Source organism: Micromonospora sp. NPDC005707, from assembly GCF_040631005.1.
Classification (GTDB): Bacteria; Actinomycetota; Actinomycetes; order Mycobacteriales; family Micromonosporaceae; genus Micromonospora.
The window spans coordinates 214,942-236,338 of record NZ_JBEXYR010000007.1 but is presented as its reverse complement, the minus strand read 5'-3'; the positions used below and the strand labels follow the sequence as shown (position 1 = coordinate 236,338).

The 21,397-nt window shown below is 75.9% G+C and carries 21 protein-coding genes; 8 read left to right on the top strand and 13 right to left on the bottom strand.

What is annotated here, in order from left to right:
• Positions 1 to 11: 11 nt before the first annotated feature.
• Positions 12 to 1,340: a Gfo/Idh/MocA family oxidoreductase gene (locus ABZ452_RS16285; protein WP_357943277.1), complete on the bottom strand. Its 1,329-nt coding sequence runs from the start codon at positions 1,338 to 1,340 to the stop codon at positions 12 to 14.
• 240 nt (positions 1,341 to 1,580) lie between these two features.
• Between ABZ452_RS16285 and ABZ452_RS16280 the strand changes: the two genes are divergently transcribed.
• From ABZ452_RS16280 to ABZ452_RS16245, 8 genes are all read left to right on the top strand, one after another.
• The gene (locus ABZ452_RS16280) at positions 1,581 to 2,627 is read left to right on the top strand and encodes a LacI family DNA-binding transcriptional regulator (RefSeq protein WP_357943275.1); all 1,047 of its coding nucleotides are present in this window, start codon (positions 1,581 to 1,583) and stop codon (positions 2,625 to 2,627) included.
• Positions 2,628 to 2,724: 97 nt separating this feature from the next.
• Positions 2,725 to 4,065: an extracellular solute-binding protein gene (locus ABZ452_RS16275; RefSeq protein ID WP_357943273.1), complete on the top strand. Its 1,341-nt coding sequence runs from the start codon at positions 2,725 to 2,727 to the stop codon at positions 4,063 to 4,065.
• A 27-nt stretch (positions 4,066 to 4,092) separates the two neighbouring features.
• Complete coding sequence (locus ABZ452_RS16270; protein WP_357943271.1) at positions 4,093 to 5,073, top strand: sugar ABC transporter permease; 981 nt, start codon at positions 4,093 to 4,095, stop codon at positions 5,071 to 5,073.
• The gene (locus tag ABZ452_RS16265) at positions 5,070 to 5,939 is read left to right on the top strand and encodes a carbohydrate ABC transporter permease (RefSeq protein WP_357943269.1); all 870 of its coding nucleotides are present in this window, start codon (positions 5,070 to 5,072) and stop codon (positions 5,937 to 5,939) included. Before ABZ452_RS16270 ends, ABZ452_RS16265 begins: the two co-directional genes overlap by 4 nt.
• The gene (locus ABZ452_RS16260; protein ID WP_357943267.1) at positions 5,936 to 6,544 is read left to right on the top strand and encodes a hypothetical protein; all 609 of its coding nucleotides are present in this window, start codon (positions 5,936 to 5,938) and stop codon (positions 6,542 to 6,544) included. Before ABZ452_RS16265 ends, ABZ452_RS16260 begins: the two co-directional genes overlap by 4 nt.
• Positions 6,541 to 7,647 (top strand): PmoA family protein, encoded by a 1,107-nt coding sequence (locus tag ABZ452_RS16255; protein WP_357943265.1) that lies wholly within the window; start codon positions 6,541 to 6,543, stop codon positions 7,645 to 7,647. Before ABZ452_RS16260 ends, ABZ452_RS16255 begins: the two co-directional genes overlap by 4 nt.
• Entirely contained in the window at positions 7,644 to 8,696 is a 1,053-nt protein-coding gene (locus tag ABZ452_RS16250) for a sugar kinase (protein WP_357943263.1), read from the top strand. Before ABZ452_RS16255 ends, ABZ452_RS16250 begins: the two co-directional genes overlap by 4 nt.
• A complete protein-coding gene (locus ABZ452_RS16245) occupies positions 8,693 to 9,301 on the top strand; it encodes a bifunctional 4-hydroxy-2-oxoglutarate aldolase/2-dehydro-3-deoxy-phosphogluconate aldolase (protein WP_357943261.1) in 609 nt (202 codons plus the stop codon). Before ABZ452_RS16250 ends, ABZ452_RS16245 begins: the two co-directional genes overlap by 4 nt.
• Positions 9,302 to 9,394: 93 nt before the next feature.
• Here the strand turns inward: ABZ452_RS16245 and ABZ452_RS16240 are convergent, their stop codons facing one another.
• From ABZ452_RS16240 to ABZ452_RS16185, 12 genes are all read right to left on the bottom strand, one after another.
• On the bottom strand, positions 9,395 to 10,402 hold the full coding sequence (locus tag ABZ452_RS16240; RefSeq protein ID WP_357943259.1) for a LacI family DNA-binding transcriptional regulator: 1,008 nt from the start codon (positions 10,400 to 10,402) through the stop codon (positions 9,395 to 9,397).
• Between the two features lie 84 nt (positions 10,403 to 10,486).
• Positions 10,487 to 11,257 (bottom strand): hypothetical protein, encoded by a 771-nt coding sequence (locus ABZ452_RS16235; protein WP_357943257.1) that lies wholly within the window; start codon positions 11,255 to 11,257, stop codon positions 10,487 to 10,489.
• Between the two features lie 33 nt (positions 11,258 to 11,290).
• Positions 11,291 to 11,767: a hypothetical protein gene (locus ABZ452_RS16230; RefSeq protein ID WP_357943255.1), complete on the bottom strand. Its 477-nt coding sequence runs from the start codon at positions 11,765 to 11,767 to the stop codon at positions 11,291 to 11,293.
• Positions 11,764 to 12,684, bottom strand: coding sequence for a hypothetical protein (locus ABZ452_RS16225; RefSeq protein ID WP_357943253.1), 921 nt, complete (start codon positions 12,682 to 12,684; stop codon positions 11,764 to 11,766). Before ABZ452_RS16225 ends, ABZ452_RS16230 begins: the two co-directional genes overlap by 4 nt.
• Positions 12,681 to 13,475 carry a phage tail protein gene (locus tag ABZ452_RS16220; protein WP_357943251.1) on the bottom strand — a complete coding sequence of 265 codons (795 nt, stop codon included), beginning with the start codon at positions 13,473 to 13,475 and terminating at the stop codon, positions 12,681 to 12,683. The genes ABZ452_RS16225 and ABZ452_RS16220 overlap by 4 nt, the downstream gene beginning before the upstream one ends.
• Positions 13,456 to 16,074: a putative baseplate assembly protein gene (locus tag ABZ452_RS16215; protein WP_357943249.1), complete on the bottom strand. Its 2,619-nt coding sequence runs from the start codon at positions 16,072 to 16,074 to the stop codon at positions 13,456 to 13,458. Before ABZ452_RS16215 ends, ABZ452_RS16220 begins: the two co-directional genes overlap by 20 nt.
• The gene (locus ABZ452_RS16210) at positions 16,071 to 16,508 is read right to left on the bottom strand and encodes a GPW/gp25 family protein (protein WP_151465564.1); all 438 of its coding nucleotides are present in this window, start codon (positions 16,506 to 16,508) and stop codon (positions 16,071 to 16,073) included. Before ABZ452_RS16210 ends, ABZ452_RS16215 begins: the two co-directional genes overlap by 4 nt.
• Entirely contained in the window at positions 16,505 to 16,843 is a 339-nt protein-coding gene (locus ABZ452_RS16205; RefSeq protein WP_357943247.1) for a hypothetical protein, read from the bottom strand. The genes ABZ452_RS16210 and ABZ452_RS16205 overlap by 4 nt, the downstream gene beginning before the upstream one ends.
• A complete protein-coding gene (locus tag ABZ452_RS16200; protein ID WP_357943245.1) occupies positions 16,843 to 18,411 on the bottom strand; it encodes a phage baseplate assembly protein V in 1,569 nt (522 codons plus the stop codon). Before ABZ452_RS16200 ends, ABZ452_RS16205 begins: the two co-directional genes overlap by 1 nt.
• A gap of 70 nt (positions 18,412 to 18,481) precedes the next feature.
• Complete coding sequence (locus ABZ452_RS16195; RefSeq protein WP_357943243.1) at positions 18,482 to 19,246, bottom strand: hypothetical protein; 765 nt, start codon at positions 19,244 to 19,246, stop codon at positions 18,482 to 18,484.
• Positions 19,246 to 19,566, bottom strand: a complete 321-nt coding sequence (locus ABZ452_RS16190) for a hypothetical protein (RefSeq protein ID WP_357943241.1) — start codon at positions 19,564 to 19,566, stop codon at positions 19,246 to 19,248. The genes ABZ452_RS16195 and ABZ452_RS16190 overlap by 1 nt, the downstream gene beginning before the upstream one ends.
• Positions 19,567 to 20,914: 1,348 nt before the next feature.
• Positions 20,915 to 21,397, bottom strand: a complete 483-nt coding sequence (locus ABZ452_RS16185; protein ID WP_357943239.1) for a phage tail protein — start codon at positions 21,395 to 21,397, stop codon at positions 20,915 to 20,917.

Here is a 21,397-nt window from a genome sequence, read left to right as displayed (position 1 = left end):
TGACTCCTCGGTCAGGGGAGGGTGAGCAGGTCGGCGACGCGGACGGGGGCGCCGGTGTCCAGCGAGCGGTTGGCGGCCAGCCCGGTGAGCAGCGCGAGCGCCCCGTCGTACGCGGTGGCCGCCCGGTCGAGCGGGTCGGGCTCGCCGCCGAGCAGCACGCGGGTCATCCGGGCGTCCGCGCCGCCGTGGCCCTGCCGGGTCCAGCCCTCGACGGGCACGTCCACCGGGGGCGCCCAGAACGGCCGCAGCGTGAGCCGGGCCGCGCCGCGCTCGGCCGCCGCCTCGTCGCCGTGCAGGGCGGCGCCCTTGAGCGCGCCGGCCACGGCGGGGGAGACGTGGTCGCTTTCGGTGACCTCCAGTTCGAGCCGGCCCCGGCTGCCGTTGACCATGACGCGGTAGCCCTCCCAGGGGGCGTACGCGGTCAGGTGGTAGGTCATCGTGGCGCCCGTGGAGTAGCGGGCCAGCACGGCGAGGTCGTCCTCGATGGTGACGCCGGGGCCGAAGACGTTGCGGTCGCGCTGGTAGCCGTCCTCGGTCTCGGCGTCCAGGTAGAGCTCGCGCAGCCGGGGGTGCTCGGCCAGCCGCAGCGCGAACGGGTCGTCGGCGGCGGCCGGGGAGCCGTGTGCCCGGTCGTAGTCGCGGGCGTAGCCGTGCCGGCGGCCGGACTCGCCGTAGAAGAAGAGCCGGCCGGCCGCGTGGACCTCGACCGGGCGGGCGTCCAGCCACCAGTTGACCAGGTCGAAGTGGTGGCTGGCCTTGTGCACGAGCAGCCCGCCGGAGGTGCCCTTGTCCCGGTGCCAGCGGCGGAAGTAGTCGGCGCCGTGGCGGACGTCGAGCAGCCACTCGAAGTGCACCGAGCCGATCTCGCCGACCGCCCCGCCGGCGAGCAGCCGGCGGACCTGCTCGTGCAGCGGGTTGTAGCGGTAGTTGAAGGCGACGGTGACCCGTCCGCCGGTCTCGGCCACCGCGTCGAGGATCTGCCGGCAGCGCGGCGCGTCGACGGTCATCGGCTTCTCGGTGACCACGTCGCAGCCGGCCCGCAGGGCGGCCGTCACGTACTCGTCGTGGGTGACGTCCACGCTGGTCACCAGCACCACGTCGACCCGCTCCTTCGCCAGCATGGCGGTGAAGTCGGCGGCCCGGTAGGTGGGCACCGGCGGGTGGCCCAGCTCGGCCAGCCAGCGGTTGTGCGCGTCCATCCGGGCCCGGTTGACGTCGGCGAGGGCGACCAGTTCGGCGGTGTCGGCGTGGTCGAGGGCCAGCGCGCGGACGAACATCTCGGCCCGCGCCCCGGCGCCGACCAGCGCGTGCCGGACCCGTTCCCGGGCGGGTGGTGACATGGCGTCGGCCTCCCCGGAGAGCTGCAAAGGTTTGCAGCCGAAGAAACCACGCCGGCAGAGACGGCGTCAACGATCGATGGCAAACCGGTTACTTAGATCCGCTTTGATGGTGAAAAAGGCGGGTGGTGGGAGCGGTACCGCAATCGATCCGCAACAAAGTCCCGTTGACACCGGAGCAACCGTTTGCATTAATTGGCGGCACCCACGTGACCGCCACCACACTGGACGAGGGAGCCCGCCGTGCCAGCCACCATCCGGGACGTCGCGCGGGCCTCGGGCGTGCACATCTCCACCGTGTCCCGCACGTTCTCGGCCCCGCACCTGGTCAACCCGGAGACCCGGGTCCGGGTGCTGGCCTGCGCGGAGGACCTCGGCTACCGGCCGAACCGGGCCGCCCGCGCCCTCATCACCGGCCGTACGCACAACATCGGCCTGATCGTGGCCGACATCGCCAACCCGTTCTTCCCGCCGCTCATCAAGGCGGCCGAGGGGCAGGCGCGGCACCGCGACTACCACGTCTTCGTGGCCGACACCAACGAGGACCAGGCCGCCGAGGAGGAACTGGTCCACGCCCTCGCCAAGCAGGTCGACGGGGTGCTGCTGTGCAGCCCCCGGATGAGCAACAGCCTCATCGAGCAGGTCAGCCGGGAGGTCCCGGTGGTGGTGATAAACCGCCAGGTCGCCGGCCTGCCCTGCGTGATGATGGACGTCGGCCAGGGAGCCCGGCTGGCGATCGAGCACCTGCTCGGCCTGGGCCACCGGCGGATCGCGCTGCTCGGCGGCCCGCGCGGCTCGTGGACCAACCGGGAGATCCGCCGGGCGGCCGGCGCCGCCGCCCGGGCCGGGGGCGCCGAGCTGACCGTGCTGGGCCCCAACCACCCCACCGAGACCGGCGGCGGCGCGGTGGCCGACCAGGTGCGCCGCAGCGGCGTCACCGCCGTGCTCGCCTACAACGACCTCATGGCGATCGGCCTGATCGAAGGGCTCGACGCCCTCGGGCTCCGGGTCCCGGCCGACGTCAGCGTCGTCGGCATCGACGACATCGCGCTGAGCCGGCTGACCCGGCCCAAGTTGACGACGGTGGCCACGCCGACCGCGGCCGCCGGCCGGACGGCCGTCGACATGCTGCTGCAACACGACTCCGACGCGCCCCGTGGCGCCCGGGGCCGGGTCGCAACGGCCGGCGACCGTCGCACCACCGCACAGGTAATGCTCCAGACCGAACTGGTCGTCCGCGACTCGACCGGGCCCGTCCCACCGCCCGGCCGGGACGGCACCGGGGCCTGACGTGGTGGCCCGGGCCCGCATCGCCGTGCGGACCCGGGCGACCCGTGGACGGTCGCCGGTGACGTCGTCGCCTCCCACAGCTGAGGAGTGAGCGCAGATGCACCCCGCAACGTCCCCCACCGCCGGCGTGCCCGCCGGGCGGGATCACCGTACCCCCAGGACCCGACCTCGATTCCTGCGCGGCCTGGCCGCCGTCGCGCTGGCCGTGCCGCTCGCCCTGGGCGCGGCGGCCTGCGGCGGCGACGAGGCCGCCGACGGCGGCCCGGTCAAGCTGTCCGTCTTCTGGTGGGGCGGCGACGCCCGCGCCAAGCTGACCGAGGACGCCCTGGCCCTCTACACGAAGAAGCACCCCGAGGTGACCTTCGAGAAGACCTGGCAGGCCAACCAGGGCTACTTCGACAAGCTGGCCACCCTGACCGCCGGCGGCAACCCGCCCGACCTGTTCCAGATCGACGACAACTACCTCGCCGAGTACGCCGGCCGCAGCACCACGCTGGACCTGACCAGCTTCAAGGACTCCGGCAAGCTCGACGTGTCGAAGTGGCCCAAGAGCCTCTGGCAGTACGGCGTGGTCGACGGCAAGCTCGCCGGCCTGGCCGCCGGGGAGAACACCCAGGGCCTCATCTACAACAAGACGCTCCTGCAGAAGCACGGCCTGCCCGAGCCGACCACCGGGATGAGCTGGGAGCAGCACATCGCCTGGGCCGAGCAGGTGTCGAAGAAGACGAAGGTGCCCGGCACCCAGGACCCGAGCGCCGACTACAAGGCGTTCTGGGTCTGGCTGCGCCAGCAGGGCAAGGACCTCTACAACGGCAAGGAACTCGGGTTCACCGCCGACGACGTGACGAAGTGGTTCGAGCTCTGGAAGGGCGCCCGGGACCGGGGCGCCACCCCCACCCCCGACGTGATCCACGAGGGCAACGTCACCGACATCACCAAGCAGCTCGTGGTCACCGGCAAGGCGGGGACCTCCTGGGTCTGGGCCAACCAGATGCCCGACCTGAAGAAGAACACCAAGGACGAGCTGGGTGTCGTCGCCTACCCGGGTGACCCGAGCGCCCAGTGGGCGCGGGCCTCCATGTACTGGTCGGTGTTCAAGGGCAGCAAGCACAAGGACGTTGCCGTCGACGTGATCAATTTCCTGACCAACGACCCGGAGGTGGTCGCCCTGCTGGGCACCGACCGCGGCCTGCCGTCCAACCTCGACCTGCGCGCCAAGGTCAGCGAGACCGTCACCGACCCGGCCATGAAGCAGTCCATCCAGGTGGAGTCCGAGCTGGCGCAGAAGTTCGGGGAGTCGCCGCAGGTGCCCATCAAGGGGCACAGCAAGGTGAAGTCCGAGCTGATCAAGGCCGCCGAGAACGCCCAGTACGGCCGGGCCACCCCGGCCCAGGCGGCCGAGCAGTTCCTGGCCGCCTGCAAGTCCGCGATCGGCTGACCGCGCCGCGAAGAAAGGAGCCGGCCCGTGGCCCTCACCACGGCGCCCGGCCGGACCGCACGCACCGGCCCGACCGGCCCCCGCCGCGCGCGGCGCGGGGTCGGCCGGGCCCGGCTCGGCGAAGGTCTGGCGGGGTACGTCTTCCTCTCGCCCTGGCTCATCGGACTGATGGGCGTCACGGCGATCCCCATGCTGCTCTCGCTCTGGCTGAGCTTCACCGACTACGACATCCTCACGCCGCTGTCCGAGGTGCGCTGGGTGGGGCTGGCCAACTACGAGCGGATGTTCACGGCCGACCCGTCGTACTGGCACGCCGTGCGGGTGACGCTGACCTTCGCGCTGGTGGCCGTGCCGCTCAAGCTGGCCGCCGCGCTCGGCGTGGCGCTGCTGCTCAACCGGACCTGGCGGGGCGTCGGCCTGTTCCGCGGCCTGTTCTACCTGCCGTCGCTGCTCGGCGGCAGCGTGGCCCTGGCCATCGTCTGGGTGAACATGTTCAACCGGGACGGCGCGTTCAACTCGTTGCTCGCCGTGTTCGGCATCGAGGGGCTGCCCTGGGTGAACGACCCCGACTGGGCCCTCGAAACGCTCATGGTGCTGGCGATCTGGCAGTTCGGCGCGCCCATGGTCATCTTCCTGGCCGGGCTCAAGCAGATTCCCACCGAGCTGTACGAGGCGGCGGCCGTCGATGGCGCCAGCGCCTGGCGGCGGTTCCGGGCGGTCACCCTGCCGATGCTCTCCCCGGTGATCTTCTTCAACCTGGTGCTGGAGACCATCCACGGGTTCCAGGGCTTCACGGCCGCGTTCGTGCTCAGCAACGGCACCGGCGGCCCGGTCGACTCCACCCTCATGTACACGCTCAAGCTCTACATCTCCGGCTTCACCGACCTGGAGATGGGCTACGCCTCCGCGATGGCCTGGGTGTTCCTGGTCGCCATCGCGCTCATCACGGCCGTCTTCTTCGGCACCGGCCGGTTCTGGGTGCACTACTCGGACGGAGAGGACCAATGACCGCCCTCGCGCCCGCCCGCCGTCGTCCCGGCGGCAACCGGCAGGCCGTGCGCCTGCTGGTGCTGGTCGTGATCGTCGCCGTGGTGCTCTACCCGCTGGTGTGGATGGTCGGCACCTCGGTCAAGAGCCAGGCGGAGATCGTCAACAACGTGGGGCTGCTGCCCGAGCGGTTCACCCCCGGCAACTACACCGACGGGTGGACCAACTTCGACGTCGGCTTCGGCCGGTTCTTCCTCAACAGCGCGATGGTCAGCCTGCTCACCGTGGTCGGCAACGCGCTGTCCTGCCTGCTCGCCGCGTACGCCCTCGGGCGGCTGCGGTTCCGGCTGCGCAAGGTCTGGTTCACCGTCATGATCGGCACCCTGCTGCTGCCCGGGCACGTGCTGATCGTGCCGCAGTACATCCTGTTCCGCAGCCTCGGCCTGGTCGGCGGGGACTGGCCCTACCTGCCGCTGCTCATCCCGCACTTCCTGGCCACCGAGGCGTTCTTCGTCTTCCTCATGGTGCAGTTCATGCGGGGCATCCCGCGCGAGCTGGACGAGGCCGCCAAGATCGACGGGGCCTCCCCGTACGGCGTCTTCCGCCACGTCATCCTGCCGCTGAGCCGCCCCGCGCTCGTCACCACCGCGATCTTCTCGTTCATCTGGACCTGGAACGACTTCTTCCGGCAACTGGTCTTCCTGTCCAACCTGGACGACTACACCGTGCCGGTGGCGCTGACCCTGTTCATCGACTCCACCAGCCAGAGCGCCGTCGGCCCGATGTTCGCCATGTCGGTCCTGTCGCTGCTGCCGGTGTTCCTGTTCTTCCTCGCCTTCCAGCGGATGCTGGTCGAGGGCATCAACACCAGCGGGCTGAAGGGATGAGCGCCGAGCCGGCCCGTCGGGACTGGCGGGACACGGCGCGCGAGGCGAGCGACCTGGCGCTGCTCGGCTTCGCCGTGGCGCTGGCCGCGCTGCCGCTGCTCACCCTCGCCCCGGCGGTCGCAACGGCCAGCGCCGCCCTGCACGACCGGGGCGGCACCGGCAGCTGGCCGCCCGCCCGGACCACCCTCGCCCGGTTCGGCCGGGCGCTCCCCGCAGGGCTGGCGGTCAGCGCCGTCGCGCTCGCCGTGGCCGGCGCGCTCGGCGCCGACCTGCTCGCCCTGACCCGCGGCCGGGTCCCCGGCGGCGGGCCCGCCAGCGCCCTCACGGCCGCGGTCGCCGCCGCCCTGCTCGGGTACGCGGGCCTGGTCGCCGTCGCCGTCGGGCGCACCGGCGGCCGGGGCTGGCGGGCCGCGGCCCGGGCGGCGGCGGGCACCTGCGCGCAGCGGCCCGGCACCTGGGCGGCCGCCACCGGGGTGTGCTGCGTGGCCGGGCTGCTCGCCGTGCTGGTCACCCCGGTCGCCGTGCCGATCCTCGCCGGCTACGCCCTGGCCGCCCTCCACGCGGTTGCCGCCCGCCGCCCGCTCACCAGCCCGGAGGCGCCGTGACCGCCGACAGCCGCGGCGGCGTGCTGCCCGGCCCGACGGCCCCGGAGCGCGAGCCCCGCCCGGTCGTGGCCGGCGGCGGGGACGGCCGCTCCGACCGGGACGACGATCCGCGCCTGGTCGTGGCCGGCGGCGGGGACGGCCGTTCCGACCGGGACGACGATCCGCGCCTGGTCGTGGCCGGCGGCGGGAACGGCCGTTCCGACCGGGACGACGATCCGCGCCTGGTCGTGGCCGGCGGCGGGAACGGCCGCTCCGACCGGGACGACGATCCGCGCCTGGTCGTGGCCGGCACCGAGGTCGCCGGTTACGTGGTCGACCCGGACCTGGACGCGCGGCACGGGCCACGGCCGTATCTGCACCCCGTGCGTACCCTGTCCGGCACCCCGGTCACCGACGCGCTGCCCGCCGACCACGTCTGGCACCTCGGCGCATCCCTCGCCGTGCAGGACGTCGACGGCGCCAACCTCTGGGGCGGGCGCACCTACGTCCGGGACACCGGCTACACCTGGCGGGACGACCACGGCGTCATCGCCCACACCGGCTGGCGCGCACGTGCCGCCGACCGGCTCGACCACGACCTGGAGTGGCGGGACCGGGCCGGCCGCCCGCTGCTGCGCGAGCGACGCCGGCTCACCGCCATCCCGGCCGGCCCCGAAGCCTGGTGGCTCGACGTCGACGCCACCCTCACCGCCGCCGGCGGTCGGGACGTGCACCTGGGCAGTCCGGCCACCAACGGCCGCCCCGGCGGCGCCGGCTACGGCGGCTTTTTCTGGCGGGCCATCGCTGACGGGGAGCCCGAGGTGTTCACGGTGGACGCCGAGGGGGAGGAGGCGGTCAACGGCTCGGCCGCCGGCTGGCTGGCGCTGAGCGGGACGGGACCGGGCGGCGGGGCGTACACCCTGGTCTTCACCGGGCTGGGGCCCGGCGACCGGTGGTTCGTGCGGACCGGGATGTACCCGGGCGTCTGCGTCGCGTACGCCTTCGACCGGCCGGCGGTGATCGCGGCCGGACGGCCCCGGCGCAACCGGCACCGGGTGCTGGTCGCCGACGGCCGGCTGGACCGTGCGGCCGTGGCCGCCCGCCTCGCCGAGGAGTCCGGGTGACCGGCCCGGAGGTGGCCTGCGTGGGCGAGACCATGGCGGTGCTCGCCCCGGCCGCCCCGACCCCGCTGGAGCACGCCGACCGGCTCACCGTCGGGGTGGGCGGCGCCGAGTCCAACGTGGCCATGGCGCTGGCCCGGCTCGGCCACCGGGCCGCCTGGGTCAGCCGGGTCGGCGACGACCCGTTCGGCCGCCGGGTGCTCCGCGAGGTCGCCGCCGCCGGGGTGGACACCAGCCTGGTCGCCGTCGACCCGGCCGCGCCCACGGGCGTCTACCTGAAGGACCCCGGCCCGGACGGCACCCGGGTGCACTACCACCGGGCCGGCTCGGCCGCGTCCCGGCTGACCGCCCGCGCCCTCGACGACCCGCGCCTGACCGGGGTGCGGCTGCTGCACCTCACCGGCATCACCCCGGCGCTCTCGCGCAGCTGCCGGGAGCTGGTGGCGCACGCGCTCACCGCCCGCCCGCTGCCCGCCGCCCGGGTCAGCTTCGACGTCAACCACCGGCCCCGGCTGTGGCCGGCGCGCCGGGCCGCCCCGGTGCTGCGCGACCTGGCCGACCGGGCCGACGTGGTGCTGGTCGGGCTGGACGAGGCGGCCACCCTCTGGGGCGTCACCGCGCCGGCCGACGTCCGCGCGCTGCTGCCCGGCCCGGACCTCGTGGTGGTCAAGGACGGCGGGGTGGGCGCGACGGCGCTGCCGCGTACCGGAGGGGAGGTGTTCGTGCCGGCGCTGCCGGCGCCGGTGCGCGAACCGGTCGGTGCGGGGGACGCCTTCGCCGCCGGGTTCCTGGCCGGGCTGCTGCGCGGCCTCGACCCGGCGGCCTGCCTGCGGCTCGGGCACCTCACGGCCGTCCCGGCGCTGGCCGCCGCCGGCGACACCGCGCCGCCGCCCGATCCGGCGTGGACGGCCCGCGCGCTGGCGTTGCCCGACGCGCGGTGGGCCACCCTCGTGCCCGCGGACCTTCCCGGTCCAGGGTCGGGGCAGCCCGACGGCGCCACCACGGTGCAGAATGCGGCCGGGAACGGCCACGGTGGAGGGAGCGGGCGATGAGCGGGCACGACTTCGCGCCGATCTTCGGCCCCGCGCGGGTCATGGTGATCCTGCGTGACCTGCCGCCCGACGAGACGGTCCGGCTCGCGGAGCGGGCCTGGAACCTCGACATCGACGTGGTGGAGGTGCCGATCCGCACCCCCGACGCGGTCCTCGCGCTGCGCGCCGCCGTGGACGCCGGCCGGCGGCGGGACCGCCTCGTGGGCGCCGGCACGGTCCGCACCCCCGCCCAGGTCCGGCAGGCCGCCGGCGCGGGCGCCGCGTTCACCGTGGCCCCCGGGCTGGACCTCGCGGTCGCCGACGCGGCGGTCAGCTACGGCATCCCGCACCTGCCCGGCGTGGCCACCCCCACCGAGGCGCAGCAGGCCCTCGACCACGGCCTGGTGTGGTTGAAGGCGTTCCCGGCGGTCAGCCTCGGCCCGGCCTGGTTCCGGGCGGTCGCCGGGCCGCTGCCCGAGGCGCGGTTCGTGGCCACCGGCGGGATCGACGCCGACAACGCGGCCGCTTTCCTCGCCGCCGGGGCGCGGCTCGTGGCGGTCGGGTCGGCGCTGTCCGACCCCCGCCAGATCCCGCGCCTCGCCGCCCTCGCCGCCGATCAGGGCTAAGACCGGTCAGGCCGGAGCAGGCCGGTCCTGCCGGGGCAATCCGGTCGTGCCGGGCCGGGCCGGTCGTGCCGGGGCCGGGCCGGGGCGGGCCGGTCAGGCCGGGGCCGGGCCGAGGCTGTCGCGGTGGACCAGCTCGGCGGCAAGGGTTTCCACCCGGTCCCGGCCGCCGGGCGCGTCGAGGGCCAGGGTCATGGCGCGGGCGCCGAGCTCGGCCAGCGGCAGCCGGACCGTGGTCAGCGCGGGGGTCACGTCGGCGGCGATGGGCATGTCGTCGAAGCCGACCACGGAGACCTCCGCGGGCACCCGCACGCCACGGGCGCGCAGCAGGTTCAAGGCGCCGACCGCCATCGAGTCGTTCAACGCCACGATCGCGGTCAGGCCCGGCGCCGCGTCCAGCAGCTCCGCCGCGGCCCGGGACCCGCCGTCGCGGGTGAAGTCCGCGTACCGGATCCGCGGCTGCGGCAGCGGCTCGGCCAGGCCGGCGGCGAGCCCGGCGAGCCGGTCGCTCGTGGTGGTGAGGGAGCGCGGCCCGGCGAGCACGCCGACGGCCCGGTGACCGAGCCGGCGCAGCTCCGCGCCGAGCAGGCGGGCGCCCTCCTCGTTGGCCGGCAGCACGGCGTCGCCCCGGTGCCGGTGCCGGCCGATCACCGCGACCCGCCCGCCGGTGGCCGCGTACGCGGCGAGCCGCTCGTCGAGCAGGGCGTTGACCGTGGGGTCGTGGTAGCCGGAGCCGGCCAGCACGATCGCGGCGACCTGCTGGGCGCGGAGCAGGTCGACGTACTCCACCTCCCGCTCGGGATCGCGGTAGCTGTTGCAGATGATCACCAGCCGCCCCCGCTCGGTGGCGACCCGTTGCAACCCCCGGGTCACCTCGGCGAAGTACGGGTCGGAGACGTCGTGCACCAGCACACCGACCACGCTGCGTTGCGGCCGGGCCAGCAGCTGGGCGTGCGCGTTCGGCACGTACCGCAGCTCGGCCACGGCCTTCAGCACCCGCTCGCGCAGCTCGTCGGCGACCGGCTTGCTGCTGCCGTTGATGACCCGCGACGCGGTCGCGGGGGAGACGCCCGCCCGGCGGGCGACATCGGCCAACGTCGCCATGCGCACCCCCTCGCACACCCCGGTGGCCGAGAGGCTACCGCAGCACCGCCGGGAAAGCCGTGCCCCGATCGGCGGAGGCGGCGCTCACCGGGCGCGCGCGGTGGGGCGGGAGGTGGTCGCGGTGGTGCGGACGGCCTTGACGATGGCGGGGATCGAGCCGATCAGCAGGACCAGCGCCCAGACCAGCGCCACCACGGCGAACACCACCGCGCCCAGGTCGTCGGTGATGCTGACCAGGATGCCCGGCACCAGCTGGTGCAGGAACTCCAGGACCACCGTGCACAGCAGGGTGGTCAGCGCCAGCAGCACGAGGCCCTTGTTCTGCAGGAAGCGCGGCTGCGCGAGCAGCAGCAGCGCCGCCCAGACCAGTTTGAGCAGCAGCACCAGGCCGAGCAGCACGGCCGCGTCGCCCACCGGGAAGAACCCCCACACGGCCAGGTACGCCAGCGTGCCGAACGGCGCGGCCAGGAACAGCGAGACCATCACGGTCAGCTCGACGAAGGCGACGATCAGCAGGACCAGCGACGCGAGCAGCAGCAGGATCGAGAAGACCAGGGTGGCCACGCCCTGCACCCGGCCCTGGATCCGGTCGGGCACCACGAGGCTCAGGCTGAACAGCCCGGTGGTCCAGAGCGCCACCACGTCGATGAGCGCCAGGTGGCCGGTGCCCCGGCCGGACGGCTCGGTCACCGCGCCCACGTCCCCGAGTTCGACGCCGAGCTGACCGGCGCTGTCCCGCAGCGCGCCGCCGGCGTCCCCGCCGCCGGTGAGCGCCGCCGCGCCCAGCTCCAGGCCCACCACCAGCGCGATGGCGAGCAACGCCAGCAGTAGGAAGGGTTTGCGCAGCTCACCCATGGCGCACCTCCTCGCGGGCCGGCCCGGTGCCGGTCAGGACCGGGCGACGGTGACCACGCATCCGCCACCTCCCGGGCATCGCAGGGCGACCTCGGTCTCCCCGTCCACCGCCACCTTCGCCACCGCCGTACCGTCGTCGCCGGGCGTCACCTCGTCGGTGACCGTGACGTCGGCGTCCCCGGGCGCCGGGGCGCTCACCACGAACGGCGCCGCGCTGCGCAGCACCAGGCTGCGCAGGTCGCCCGGGTCGGCCACCCGCAGCCGGCAGGCGACGCCGAAGCCGACCACCACGCCCTCGGCGGACGGGCTCGGCTCGCTGGCCGGCGGCACGCACGCCACGGTCACCGTCGCCGGGTCCACCGTGCCGGCGCTCCCGCCGAACCGGGCCAGCCAGCCGGGCCCGGCGGCCGGATCGCCCCGCTCGTGCCGGCCGCCGCCCACCGCCACCACGTAGAGCACCACGAGCAGCCCGGCGAGGGCCGCCAGCAGCACCTTCTGCCGCCCGCTCACGGCGCGAGGAGCTGGGTGAACCGGATCTGGTCGACCCCGGCGAAGTACCGGTCGGTGCCCTGCGTCCGGCTCACCGCCACCAGGGTCAGCTTGTGCGGGCCCCGGGCCAGCTCCACGGTGCCCACGTCCACGAAGTCGGTGCGCACCACCGTCGGGGTGAAGCCGAAGAAGGTGTCGCCGACCTGCCGGCCGTCCACCAGCCAGATGGTGTTGGCGTAGTCGAACGAGGTGGTGCGCACGGTGGAGAGGCGCCAGGTGCCGTCGGCGGGCAGGTCCACCGAGACGGTCACCCGGTCACCCACGGCCCGGCCCTGGAAGAAGAGCTGGGCGTCGCCGGACCACACCACCTCACAGCAGTTCGGCTGGGACTCCACCCGCGCGGCCGCCGCGGTGGTCGACTGCACCGTCGCGCCGGAGACCAGCGTCTCGGCCTCCACGGTCACCACCTGGGCCCGCGGCGGGGGCGGCGGATCCCCGCTGCGGGTCACCAGCCAGACCACCACCCCGGCCACCACGAGCAGCAGCGCCGCCGCGGCCGCGAGCCACGGCCACGGCGCGCGCTTCGGGGGTACGACAGCCCGCACGTCGTACGTCACCCGGCCGCTGGAGCGGGAACTCTCCTCGGGCGCGGTGTTCGCCGAGTACGCGAACCCGGTCATGTCGTAGCGCCGGGGCGGGGTGCCGGGCGGCACGGCGAGCCGGACCAGGAACGACACCGAGCCCTGCCCGGGCACCACCCGCTGCGGCTCGGCCACGGTGAACCAGCCGCGCTGGCTGCCCTCGCCGGGCGCGACGTCGAAGACCACGGTGTCCGGCGCCTCGCCCGGGTTGGAGACGGTGAAGGTCAGCTCGCCGCAGTTGCGGGCGTCCAGGGTGAACTGCTCGGCGGCGGCGACGACGGCCCATTCGGTGGTCATGACGGCTCCTCTGACGGCTGGTCACGGGGTGCGGGGGACGGCACGCGGGCCCGGCCCACCGCGGGAACGGCCGCCACCCCGGTGGCCGTGCCCTCCGGCTCGTCGGCGCCGGGCGTGGGTGTCGCCGGGTCGGCGGCGTCGGCTGTGGCCGGCTCCGGGTCGGCGGCGTCGGGTACGGGCGGCGTCGGGTCGGCGGCGTCGGCGGCGGGCGGCGCCGGGTCGGCGGCGTCGGCCGCGGGGGGCTCCGGTTCGGCGGGGCCGGTGGGGTCCGCGTCGGGTCGGGGGGTCGGGTCGGTGGTGACCTCGACGGTGACCGCGGCGGGCTTCTCCGCCTCGACGATGCGGGTGACCAGGGCGAGCCGGTCGGCGGCGGCCGGCGGCACCCGGACCACCACGTGGAACGGCCGGTCGGCCGGCTCCTCCAGCACGAACCCGGTCACGCCGGTGGCCAGCTCCAGCGCGGTGCGCATCCCGTACGGGGTGCCCCGCCACCGGGCCAGCAGCGCGCCGTGCGCGACCAGGTCCCGCAGCCGGCCCACCGGCAGCGGCAGCGGCGCGTCCGCCCGGGGCGCGGCGACCACGTGGTCCATGGCCACCCACCGGGTCAGGTAGGCCACGAACCCGTCCGGCGTCCGGTACGGCGCGAACAGCGCGTCGACGTCGGCGAGCACCGCCTCGTCCGGGGCGTGCAGCGACTCCATGACGTCCAGCAGCGCGCCCAGCACGCTGCCCGGGCCGGCGGCCCGCTGGTACGCGGCCGGCAGCAGCCGCTCAATCGCCGCTCGGCGCATCCTGCCGCACCACCTCGATGTCGTGCTCGCCGGAGCAGAGCAGCCAGGTGCCGGGAACGGTCACCACGTCGGCCGTGGCCTGGTTGGCGCTGGCCGTCCAGTCCTCCGCGTCGCCGCTGCGGTACACGCCGCGCTCGCCGCCGGCCAGGACCAGCCGGCCGGCCCCACCCGCGCCGGACGGTCCGGTCGCGGCGATCGCGTCCACCGGGACGAACCGGGTCCGGTCGCGCAGCGGCAGCCCGCAGTTGACCATCACGGGCTGCCACTGCGGCTGCGCGGCCAGGGTGTCCAGCCGGACCACCCCGCCGCTCTGCGTGGCGGCCAGCGCCAGGGTGCCGCTGAACGCCAGGTCCCGGCAGGTGCCGCCGATCCAGCCGCCCGCCACCGACTGCCACTTCACGTCGGACTCGAACAGCCGGGTGCGGTGGCAGCCCTGCCCGGGCTTCTTCGGGTCCGGCTCGCCGGCGCCGCTCCACAGCAGGGTGGCCGGGCCGTCGTACTGCACGGCGAGCACCCGGTTGTCCACATTGGCCAGGCCCACGTGCGCGAAGGTGCCGGGGCGGCCGGCGGCGGTGGACAGGTAGACCCCGAAGCCGGCCTGCGCGGCCACCGCCACCCCGGGCGCGCCGCGCTCGGAGACGAACGCCCGGACCGCGTAGAAGCCCCGGTCGGCGTCGGCCGGGTCGACCAGGATCTGCAACGGCACGGCGCCGGGCAGCAGCGACACCTCGTAGAGGCCGGCGTCGGTGGCCAGCAGCAGCGCCCCGGCGCCGTCCCGGTCGATCCAGGCCAGGTCCCGCACCCCGGAGTCCAGGTCGGTCAGCAGCGTCCAGGTCTCGCCCAGGTCGGTGCTCAGCCGCACCCGCGAGCCGCCCGCGTCGCGCGCGGTCACCACGGCCACCGAACCGGCCCGGGGCACCACGCCGGGGCGCACCGGGGCGGGAGCGGGCACCACCCGGACCACGCTCTCGCCGTCGAACCGGCCGGCCGGCTCCCACCCCGCGCCCGCGTCGGTGGAGCGGAACAGCACCGGGCCGCGCCCGGTGTACCAGGTGCCCGGCTGGTACTGGTCGACGGCCACGGTCCGCACCTGCGCGTCCGGCGCCTCGTCGACCACGAACCGGACCGACTCGACGTAGCGCACACCCGGCTCCGCGTGCTCCAGCATCCGGTACACGTTGGAAGCCCGCAGCGGCTCGCCGAACGCCCAGCCGGCCGGGTTGAGCGGGGTGGGCAGGGGGCTGAGCGTCTGGTGCAGCCGGTCGTGGATGCGCCGTCGGACCGCGTCCACGTCCTCCTCGCGGCGGACCACCACGCGGGCCCGGACGGAGACCGCCTTGTAGCGCGCCCAGCCGGCGCGCACCGCCGTGCCGAGCGCCCGGCGCCGGTCCAGGTCGGCCTCCACCCGGCGGCGGGCCTCCTCCACCTCGTGCTCCCGCAGCACCGCCACCGGCAGCCGGCCGCCCGGTCGGGCCTGCTCCGGCACGTACGGCACCAGCACCACCTCGACCTCGCCGGGGCGGGCGAAGCTGTAGACGGCCGCCCGGGTGAACGCCCGCGCCCGGGCCACCGCACCGGAACCGGCGGCCAGGATCTCGTAGTCCCGGGCGGTCACCGCGCGCTGCTGGGCGAAGAACTCGTACGGGCCCCGGGCCAGGGCCGACTCCATCGACTCCAGGTCCCGGCCGCCCGCGGCCGGCGCCGGGTTGTCCACCTTCAGCCCGGGCAGCGGGTCGCGCAGGCTGGTCAGCGTCCCGGCCGCCACGTTCCCCGCCGGCCCGCCGCCGCACCGGTACCAGAGCCGGACCTGCCGGCCCGCCGGCGGTACTGCCGCCACCGGGCCGGGCGCCCCCTCGACACCCGGCCCGGCCCCGTCCGCCGGCCGCAGGTCCAGCGCGGGGGCGAAGGTGACCACGCCGGAGGCGCGGTCGACCAGGTAGACCTTGGCCTGCGGGCCGGCGCCGGCGAAGCTGTCCACCGGCCGCCAGATCTCGTACGTGCGGCCCTCGTGCTCGCGGGCGGCCGCACCCAGCTCCACCGACCCGGTGGGCACCTCCACCCCGAGCAGCAGGTCCAGTGCCTCGGTGGTCCGGGCCAGTGGCGCCCGGGCCGCCCGGAACACCTGCCCGGCCTGCCCGGTGCCGGTGCCCAGCAGCTCCGCCTCGACCGGCTCGCAGTGGTGCACGCGTACCGTCACCTCGGTCTCGCCCGCGGGCAGCACGGCCGGCTCGGTGGTCACGAAGACGACCGGCCGGGGGTCGGCGCCACGGGCGGCGGCGACCCGGGTGCCGGCCGGGACGCGGACCGCGCCCCGGTCCGCGCCGGTCCGGGTGAAGCGGACGTCCGCCCACGCGGCGGCCGGCGGGTGCCGGGTCACCCCGAGCAGGTTGAGGAAGGCCACGTACGCCTTCTCCGGCAACTGGTTCAGCCGGTAGATCATCACCTCGGTGAGGTAGGCGAACGCCTCCAGCAACGCCATGCCCGGGTCGTGCGCGGAGAGGTCCGTCCAGTCCGGGCAGGACCGGCGGATCCGTTCCCGGGCCTCGGTGACCAGGTCGAGGAAGGCGCGGTCGTCCAGGTGCGGCACCGGCAGCGTCATGCGGGACCCTCCTCGCCGGGCTCGTCGTCGACGGGCAGCAGGTCCACGGAGAAGACCAGCTGGCCGGGGGAGAGGCTGGCCCGCACCCGGTAGTCCAGCCGGATCACCAGCCGCCACGGGTCGTCCGGGTCCGGCCCGGCGTCCACGTCGAGCACCTCGACCCGGGGCTCCCAGCGCCGGATGGCCTGCCGCACGTAGTGGATGGCCAGCCCCGCCGTCGTGTCGTCGTTGGGTGCGAAGACCAGCCGGTGCAGCCGCGACCCGTACCCGGGGCGCATCAGCCGCTCGCCCGGCGTGGTGGACAGCAGCAGGAACAGCGCCTGGCGTACGGTCTCGTCGCCCTCGGTCATGGCCAGGCCGCCGGCGGCGGTCAGCGCGAGACCGCCGGTGCGACCCGCGTCGAAGCCGGCGCCGACGAACCGGAAGGCCCTCATGCGTCCGCTCCCAGGAAGGTCTGCCGCGGGTCGCGGACCTTGTGGTGGACCAGCCCGGGCGGGGTGCCGTCGGTGAGCCCGTCCAGGTGGGACAGCACCACGCGGTGGCCGTCCACCCGCAGCCAGGCGCTGTAGCCGACGGTCACCTTCAGCGTCTTCGCGCAGGGCTTGATGGTCGGGCCGTAGTTGGGGCAGGCGGTGATGTCCCGCCCCTCCGGGTCGGCCTCGACCAGCACCGGCACACCCCGCACCGTCACCCACCGCTGGGAGGGGCGGTTGGCCACCCGCCCGTCGTGGTCGCAGGTGATCAGCGAGTCGCGGTGGATCCAGCGCATCAGCCACCTCCGTGGGAGCGGGCGAGGGTACGGGCCTGGGCGGCGGCGGTCTCGGCGTCCTCCGCCGCCTCCGCCTGCAGGAAGTCGACGGTGCGGGCGCGCACCACCATGGCCCGGCCCGGCGCGGAGAGCACCAGGTCGCCGGCGGCGTGCACGGTGGTCAGCTCGGGGCGCAGCTCGACGAAGCTGCCGCCGTCGGTGGCCAGGCGCAGGGTGCGCCCGTCGTCGTCGATGACGATCGACTGCCCCGTGCCGGTCCGCATCGACCACCGGCGGGACCGCCCCGACACGATCCCCGCGTCGTACGGCTCGACCGCCCCGAACAGCGAGCCGAGCACCACACCCGAGGCGGGCTCGCCGCCGGGCAGCGCCACGAGCACGGTGTCCTCCGGGTCGGGCAGCGCCACGATGCCCTTGCCCCGCCCCGCGCCCGGGCAGACCACGGCGAGCCAGCCGGCGTCCAGGTCCCCGTACGCGGGCAGGGTCACCCGGGCCCGGCCCAGCCCGTCCGGGTCGTCCACGTCGGTGACCGTGCCGAGGGTGACCGTGGCCGCCACGGGGGCGGCCGGCGGCGGCCCGGGCGGTACGGTCGAGAAGCGGGTCAGGTGCCCGTTCGCGTCCAGCGTGTGCACCACCTCGGTGAGCACGTACACGCCGGCGACCGGGTCGGGGACGCCGGCCAGGGCGATCCGCCGGCCGGGCCGCAGTGCCGGGTCCCCCTCGGCCGTACCCTCGGCGGTCACCAGCGCGGCCACCCGGGCGTCCAGCCCGGCCTGGGCCAGGGCCGCCAGCTCGTCGTCGCTGCGGCCCGGCTGGTCGACGGCCGTGCGGACCCCGTCCGCGCCCACCCCGCCCGGGTCCGGCCGCAGCGGGATGCGCCGCCCGGAGCGGGCCTCACCGGCCTCCTGCCGCAGCGGTTCCGCGCGCTGCGGGTGCCAGCCCAGCACCGCGCACCCGCCGCCCGCCCGGTCCAGGTTCTCCGCGATCCGCAGCGCGTGCACGTTCCCGCCGAGGGTGAGCGGGACCGGATCGCCGTGACCGTCGAGGGTCAGCAGGCGCAGCCGGTCGCCCTCCATGGTCAGGTGCAGGCCGGCCCGGCCGGCCACCTCGCGCAGCAGCTCCAGGTCGGTGTGCCGGTGCTGGAGCAGCCGGTCCAGGCGCGGCCCGTCGTCGTCGGCGTCGACCGCGAGCCCCAGGCCGGCGCAGAGCGCCCCGGCCAGCTCGGCGGCGGTCACCGACTCGAACACCCGCAGCTCCTGCCGCTTGCGCAGCCGGTGCAGCGGGTCGTACGCCCGGACCCGCAGCAGCGCCGCGCCGTCGCCGGCGTACTCCACCTCGACGCCGGTCACCTCGCCGGTGAACAGGGCGTCGGGCTGACCCTCCAGGCGCAGGTCGAGGGCGGCGCCGGGGCGTACCGGAGGGTCGAGGGCGGCGGCGCCCGGCGCGGCGGCCAGGGTGAGCTCGCACTGGGTCGGTTGGTCCAGGCGGGCGGCGACCCGGACACCGCGCAGGCGGCCGGGGTCGGCCAGCGGTGTCCCGTCGATCGTCACGACGGCGGCCCGGATCACGGCGCACCTCCCGTGCCGGTCCGGCCGTCGGCGGTCGGCGCGGTGGCGGCCGGCAGGGTGGCGGTCCGGATCACAGCGCGCCTCCCATCCCGGCGGGGCCGTCGGCGGGCGGCGGCGTGGCGGCGGCGGTGGCCGGCACGGCCAGCGCGGTGCCGGCCGGCACGGTCAGCGGGTCGCTGATCCGGTTGTGCTCGGCCAGCAGCCGCCAGCGCAGCGGCGAGCCGAGCGCGTCGTGGGCGAGCAGGTCGAAGCGCACCCCGGACCAGCCGGGCTCGGCCGCCCCGTCCGCCGCGGCGACCACCGCCGACCCGGGCGGCACGGTCGGCGTGCTCGCCGCGGCCAGTTCCTCCTCGAAGCCGGCCCGGGCCGCCTCGGCGGTCTCGGCCACCCGGACCAGCTTGAGTCGCAGCCAGGAGCGGCGCGGGGTGCCGGTGAGGGTGAACGCGTCGAAGCGTTCCGCGATGGCCACGATGACGCCGGGCACGTTCCAGGTCTTGCCCCAGACCAGCCGGACCAGCGGGGGCCGCAGCCAGCCGTGCTCGGTCGCGGAGTTCTCCGCCAGCATCCACAGCGGACGGGTGAGCGCGCGCACGTCCTCGGGGCGGGCCGGGGACTCCACGAAGTCGGTGTCGAAGAGCAGGTCCAGCACCAGCTCGGTCCGCCCGCCGCCGGTGAAGACCAGCGGGTCGTCGGCGAGACCGGCGCCGGTGAGCTGCCCGTCCGGCGCGCCCCGGGGGCGTACGCCGGCCAGCCGGGTCACCTGCACGGTCTCCGGGTTGAGCAGGCAGTCCACCCGGGTACCGGACTCGTCCACGAGGAAGGCGACGCGCTCCATCAGTCACCCGCCTGTTCCCGGTCGAGCCGGGCCAGCCGGTCGGCGTCCCGTGCCGTGACCGCCGGCGTCCACAGCTCCCGGTCGTCGGGCAGCGCCGGCCACGGGTCGCGCCGAGGCACGCCGCCGGCCCCGTCGCCGGCCGCGCCGCCGGCCCTGCCGCTGGCCTGCTCGCCCGCTTCGGCCGGCAGCGCCGGCCACGGCCCGGCCGCCGCCCCGGTCCAGTACGGGCGGTCCGGCCGCGGCCACCCCTCGCCACCGGTGCCGCGCGGGTGTGCGGGCGCGGTCGAGTTCGGGTGCGTCTGTTGTCGTCCCAGCGACAACGGATGCACCCGAAGGTCTGCGGCACGGGTCATCCCGGTGCCGGCGATGCCCGGTGCGTCGGCCGGCGGTCCGGGCCGGAGCCGGCCCGGGGCCGCGTCGGCGAGCAGGACGGCGAGCGCGCCCGCGTCGGAGGTCGAGGTGACCCGCGCGGGGCGGCCGATCAGTCCCGCCCCGGCCGCGCTGCCCGGGACGGCGCCCCACCCCGACGGGCCGCCGCCGGGCCGCGCGCCGCCCGATCCGGCCGCCCCGGCCGACGGGTCGGCCAGGGCTCCGACCCACCCGGGCGGTGCTGCCGGCCGGGCGCCGGACGAGGGTCCTTGTCGGACGAAGCTGGGGCCGGACGCCGATCCCGCTGGTGCGCCGGTCCCACCGGACGCCGATCCCGCTGGTGCGCCGGTCCCACCGGACGCCGATCCCGCTGGTGCGCCGGTCCCACCGGACGACGATCTGTCGAAAGCACCGTTCCGGCCGGCCCGAAGACGGTCCGCGAGTGGGCCCGCGCCGAGTGCCGACTCCGCTGCGGCGCCGGCGTGACCGGGCGGTCCGGCGGGAGCGCCGGTCCGGCCCGGCGGCGATCCCGGTGACACGCCGGCCGCACCGGACGACCACTGGGCCGTCGCGGCCCGGCGTGAGGCGCCGGCATCGCCCCGCGACCCGTCACGGCCGGCCTCGCCGGCCGACGAGGCACCCCGCATGCCGGGGAGGGATCCGCGGGTGGCCGACTCGCGTGCGCCCGGTCCCCACCCGATGTCGAGCGGCCGGCGCCGGCCCGCCGCATCGCGCGACGTGAACCCGTCCCGGGCGGCGTCGTCGGCGGGGAAAGGCGAAAGGCCGCGGATCGCGTCCGCCGAGGAAGGTGCCGGCCACGCGGTCCCGTCAGCCGCCCGTGCGCGCTCCGCGAGCCGGTCACCCGCCAACGGTGCGATCCCGTCACCCGCCAACGGTGCTGACCTCGCGGCCGCCTCGCCGAGCGCCCCGGGAACCGCTGAGCGCAACGGCAACCACCGCCCGGCCCCAGCGCCCGCCCGAACCCAGGCCCCCCACTCACCGTCCACACGGCCGCGTTCCCCCGCCCCCTCCTGGTCGATCAAGAGGTTCGCGTCGGCGGCGGCGTCGGACCCGACCCAAACTTCTTGATCGACAGGGGGAGCGGCGGTGGGCGGCGTGGGGGTGGGGTGGGCGAGGTCGTGGAGGAGGCCGGGGGCGTGGGTGGCGACCAGGCGGAGCCAGTGCTCGGGGGGTTCGCCGGGGCGGCGCGGGGCGGGCTCGGGGGCGGCGTGCGGAGGTGGGGCGGTGGGTGGGGTGGCGAGGCGGTCGGCGGTGGCCCGGAGCAGGCGGGCCAGCCGGTCACGCGGTCGTCGGGGCGGCGGCACTGCCGGACTCCAGTTCCAGCCCCTCGTACGCCAGGGTCAGCGCCTCGATGGCGATCTCCTGGGACAGGGTGTTCAGGTGGGCGCCCCGCCACCGCGTCGGCCACGCGTTGATCATGTTCCAGCGCAGCACCTCGGCGGTGCCGGCCGGGTCGAGCAGCACCACCGAGACGTTGCGCCGGCTCACCGTGCCCTTCGCCGCCGCGTTCACCCAGTCCCACAGCTCGCGCGACGCGGTCAGCCCGAAGTGGAGGGTGACGGGTGCGTACTCGACCTGGCCGGGGACGGCCCGGATCCGCTCGTTGCCGGCCTCCCGGTACGCCAGCGACGGTATGGCCACCTCGAAGCCGCTGACCTCGGTGAAGTGCCCGTTGGTGATGCCGTTGATGAGCAGCTTGAAGTGGTACGCCCGGTAGGGGTCGACGGGCGCGCCCGGCTGCGGGGTGGCCGTGGTGGGCAT

Bases quoted from the DNA above. Each gene is read 5' to 3' on its own strand.
- ABZ452_RS16220 (WP_357943251.1), bottom strand. From the start codon at position 13,475: ATGCGCCGAGCGGCGATTGAGCGGCTGCTGCCGGCCGCGTACCAGCGG.
- ABZ452_RS16185 (WP_357943239.1), bottom strand. From the start codon at position 21,397: ATGCCCACCACGGCCACCCCGCAGCCGGGCGCGCCCGTCGACCCCTAC.
- ABZ452_RS16195 (WP_357943243.1), bottom strand. From the start codon at position 19,246: ATGGAGCGCGTCGCCTTCCTCGTGGACGAGTCCGGTACCCGGGTGGAC.
- ABZ452_RS16205 (WP_357943247.1), bottom strand. From the start codon at position 16,843: ATGCGCTGGATCCACCGCGACTCGCTGATCACCTGCGACCACGACGGG.
- ABZ452_RS16235 (WP_357943257.1), bottom strand. From the start codon at position 11,257: ATGGGTGAGCTGCGCAAACCCTTCCTACTGCTGGCGTTGCTCGCCATC.
- ABZ452_RS16275 (WP_357943273.1), top strand. From the start codon at position 2,725: ATGCACCCCGCAACGTCCCCCACCGCCGGCGTGCCCGCCGGGCGGGAT.
- ABZ452_RS16215 (WP_357943249.1), bottom strand. From the start codon at position 16,074: ATGACGCTGCCGGTGCCGCACCTGGACGACCGCGCCTTCCTCGACCTG.
- ABZ452_RS16265 (WP_357943269.1), top strand. From the start codon at position 5,070: ATGACCGCCCTCGCGCCCGCCCGCCGTCGTCCCGGCGGCAACCGGCAG.
- ABZ452_RS16260 (WP_357943267.1), top strand. From the start codon at position 5,936: ATGAGCGCCGAGCCGGCCCGTCGGGACTGGCGGGACACGGCGCGCGAG.
- ABZ452_RS16285 (WP_357943277.1), bottom strand. From the start codon at position 1,340: ATGTCACCACCCGCCCGGGAACGGGTCCGGCACGCGCTGGTCGGCGCC.
- ABZ452_RS16210 (WP_151465564.1), bottom strand. From the start codon at position 16,508: ATGAGGGCCTTCCGGTTCGTCGGCGCCGGCTTCGACGCGGGTCGCACC.
- ABZ452_RS16240 (WP_357943259.1), bottom strand. From the start codon at position 10,402: ATGGCGACGTTGGCCGATGTCGCCCGCCGGGCGGGCGTCTCCCCCGCG.
- ABZ452_RS16245 (WP_357943261.1), top strand. From the start codon at position 8,693: ATGAGCGGGCACGACTTCGCGCCGATCTTCGGCCCCGCGCGGGTCATG.
- ABZ452_RS16225 (WP_357943253.1), bottom strand. From the start codon at position 12,684: ATGACCACCGAATGGGCCGTCGTCGCCGCCGCCGAGCAGTTCACCCTG.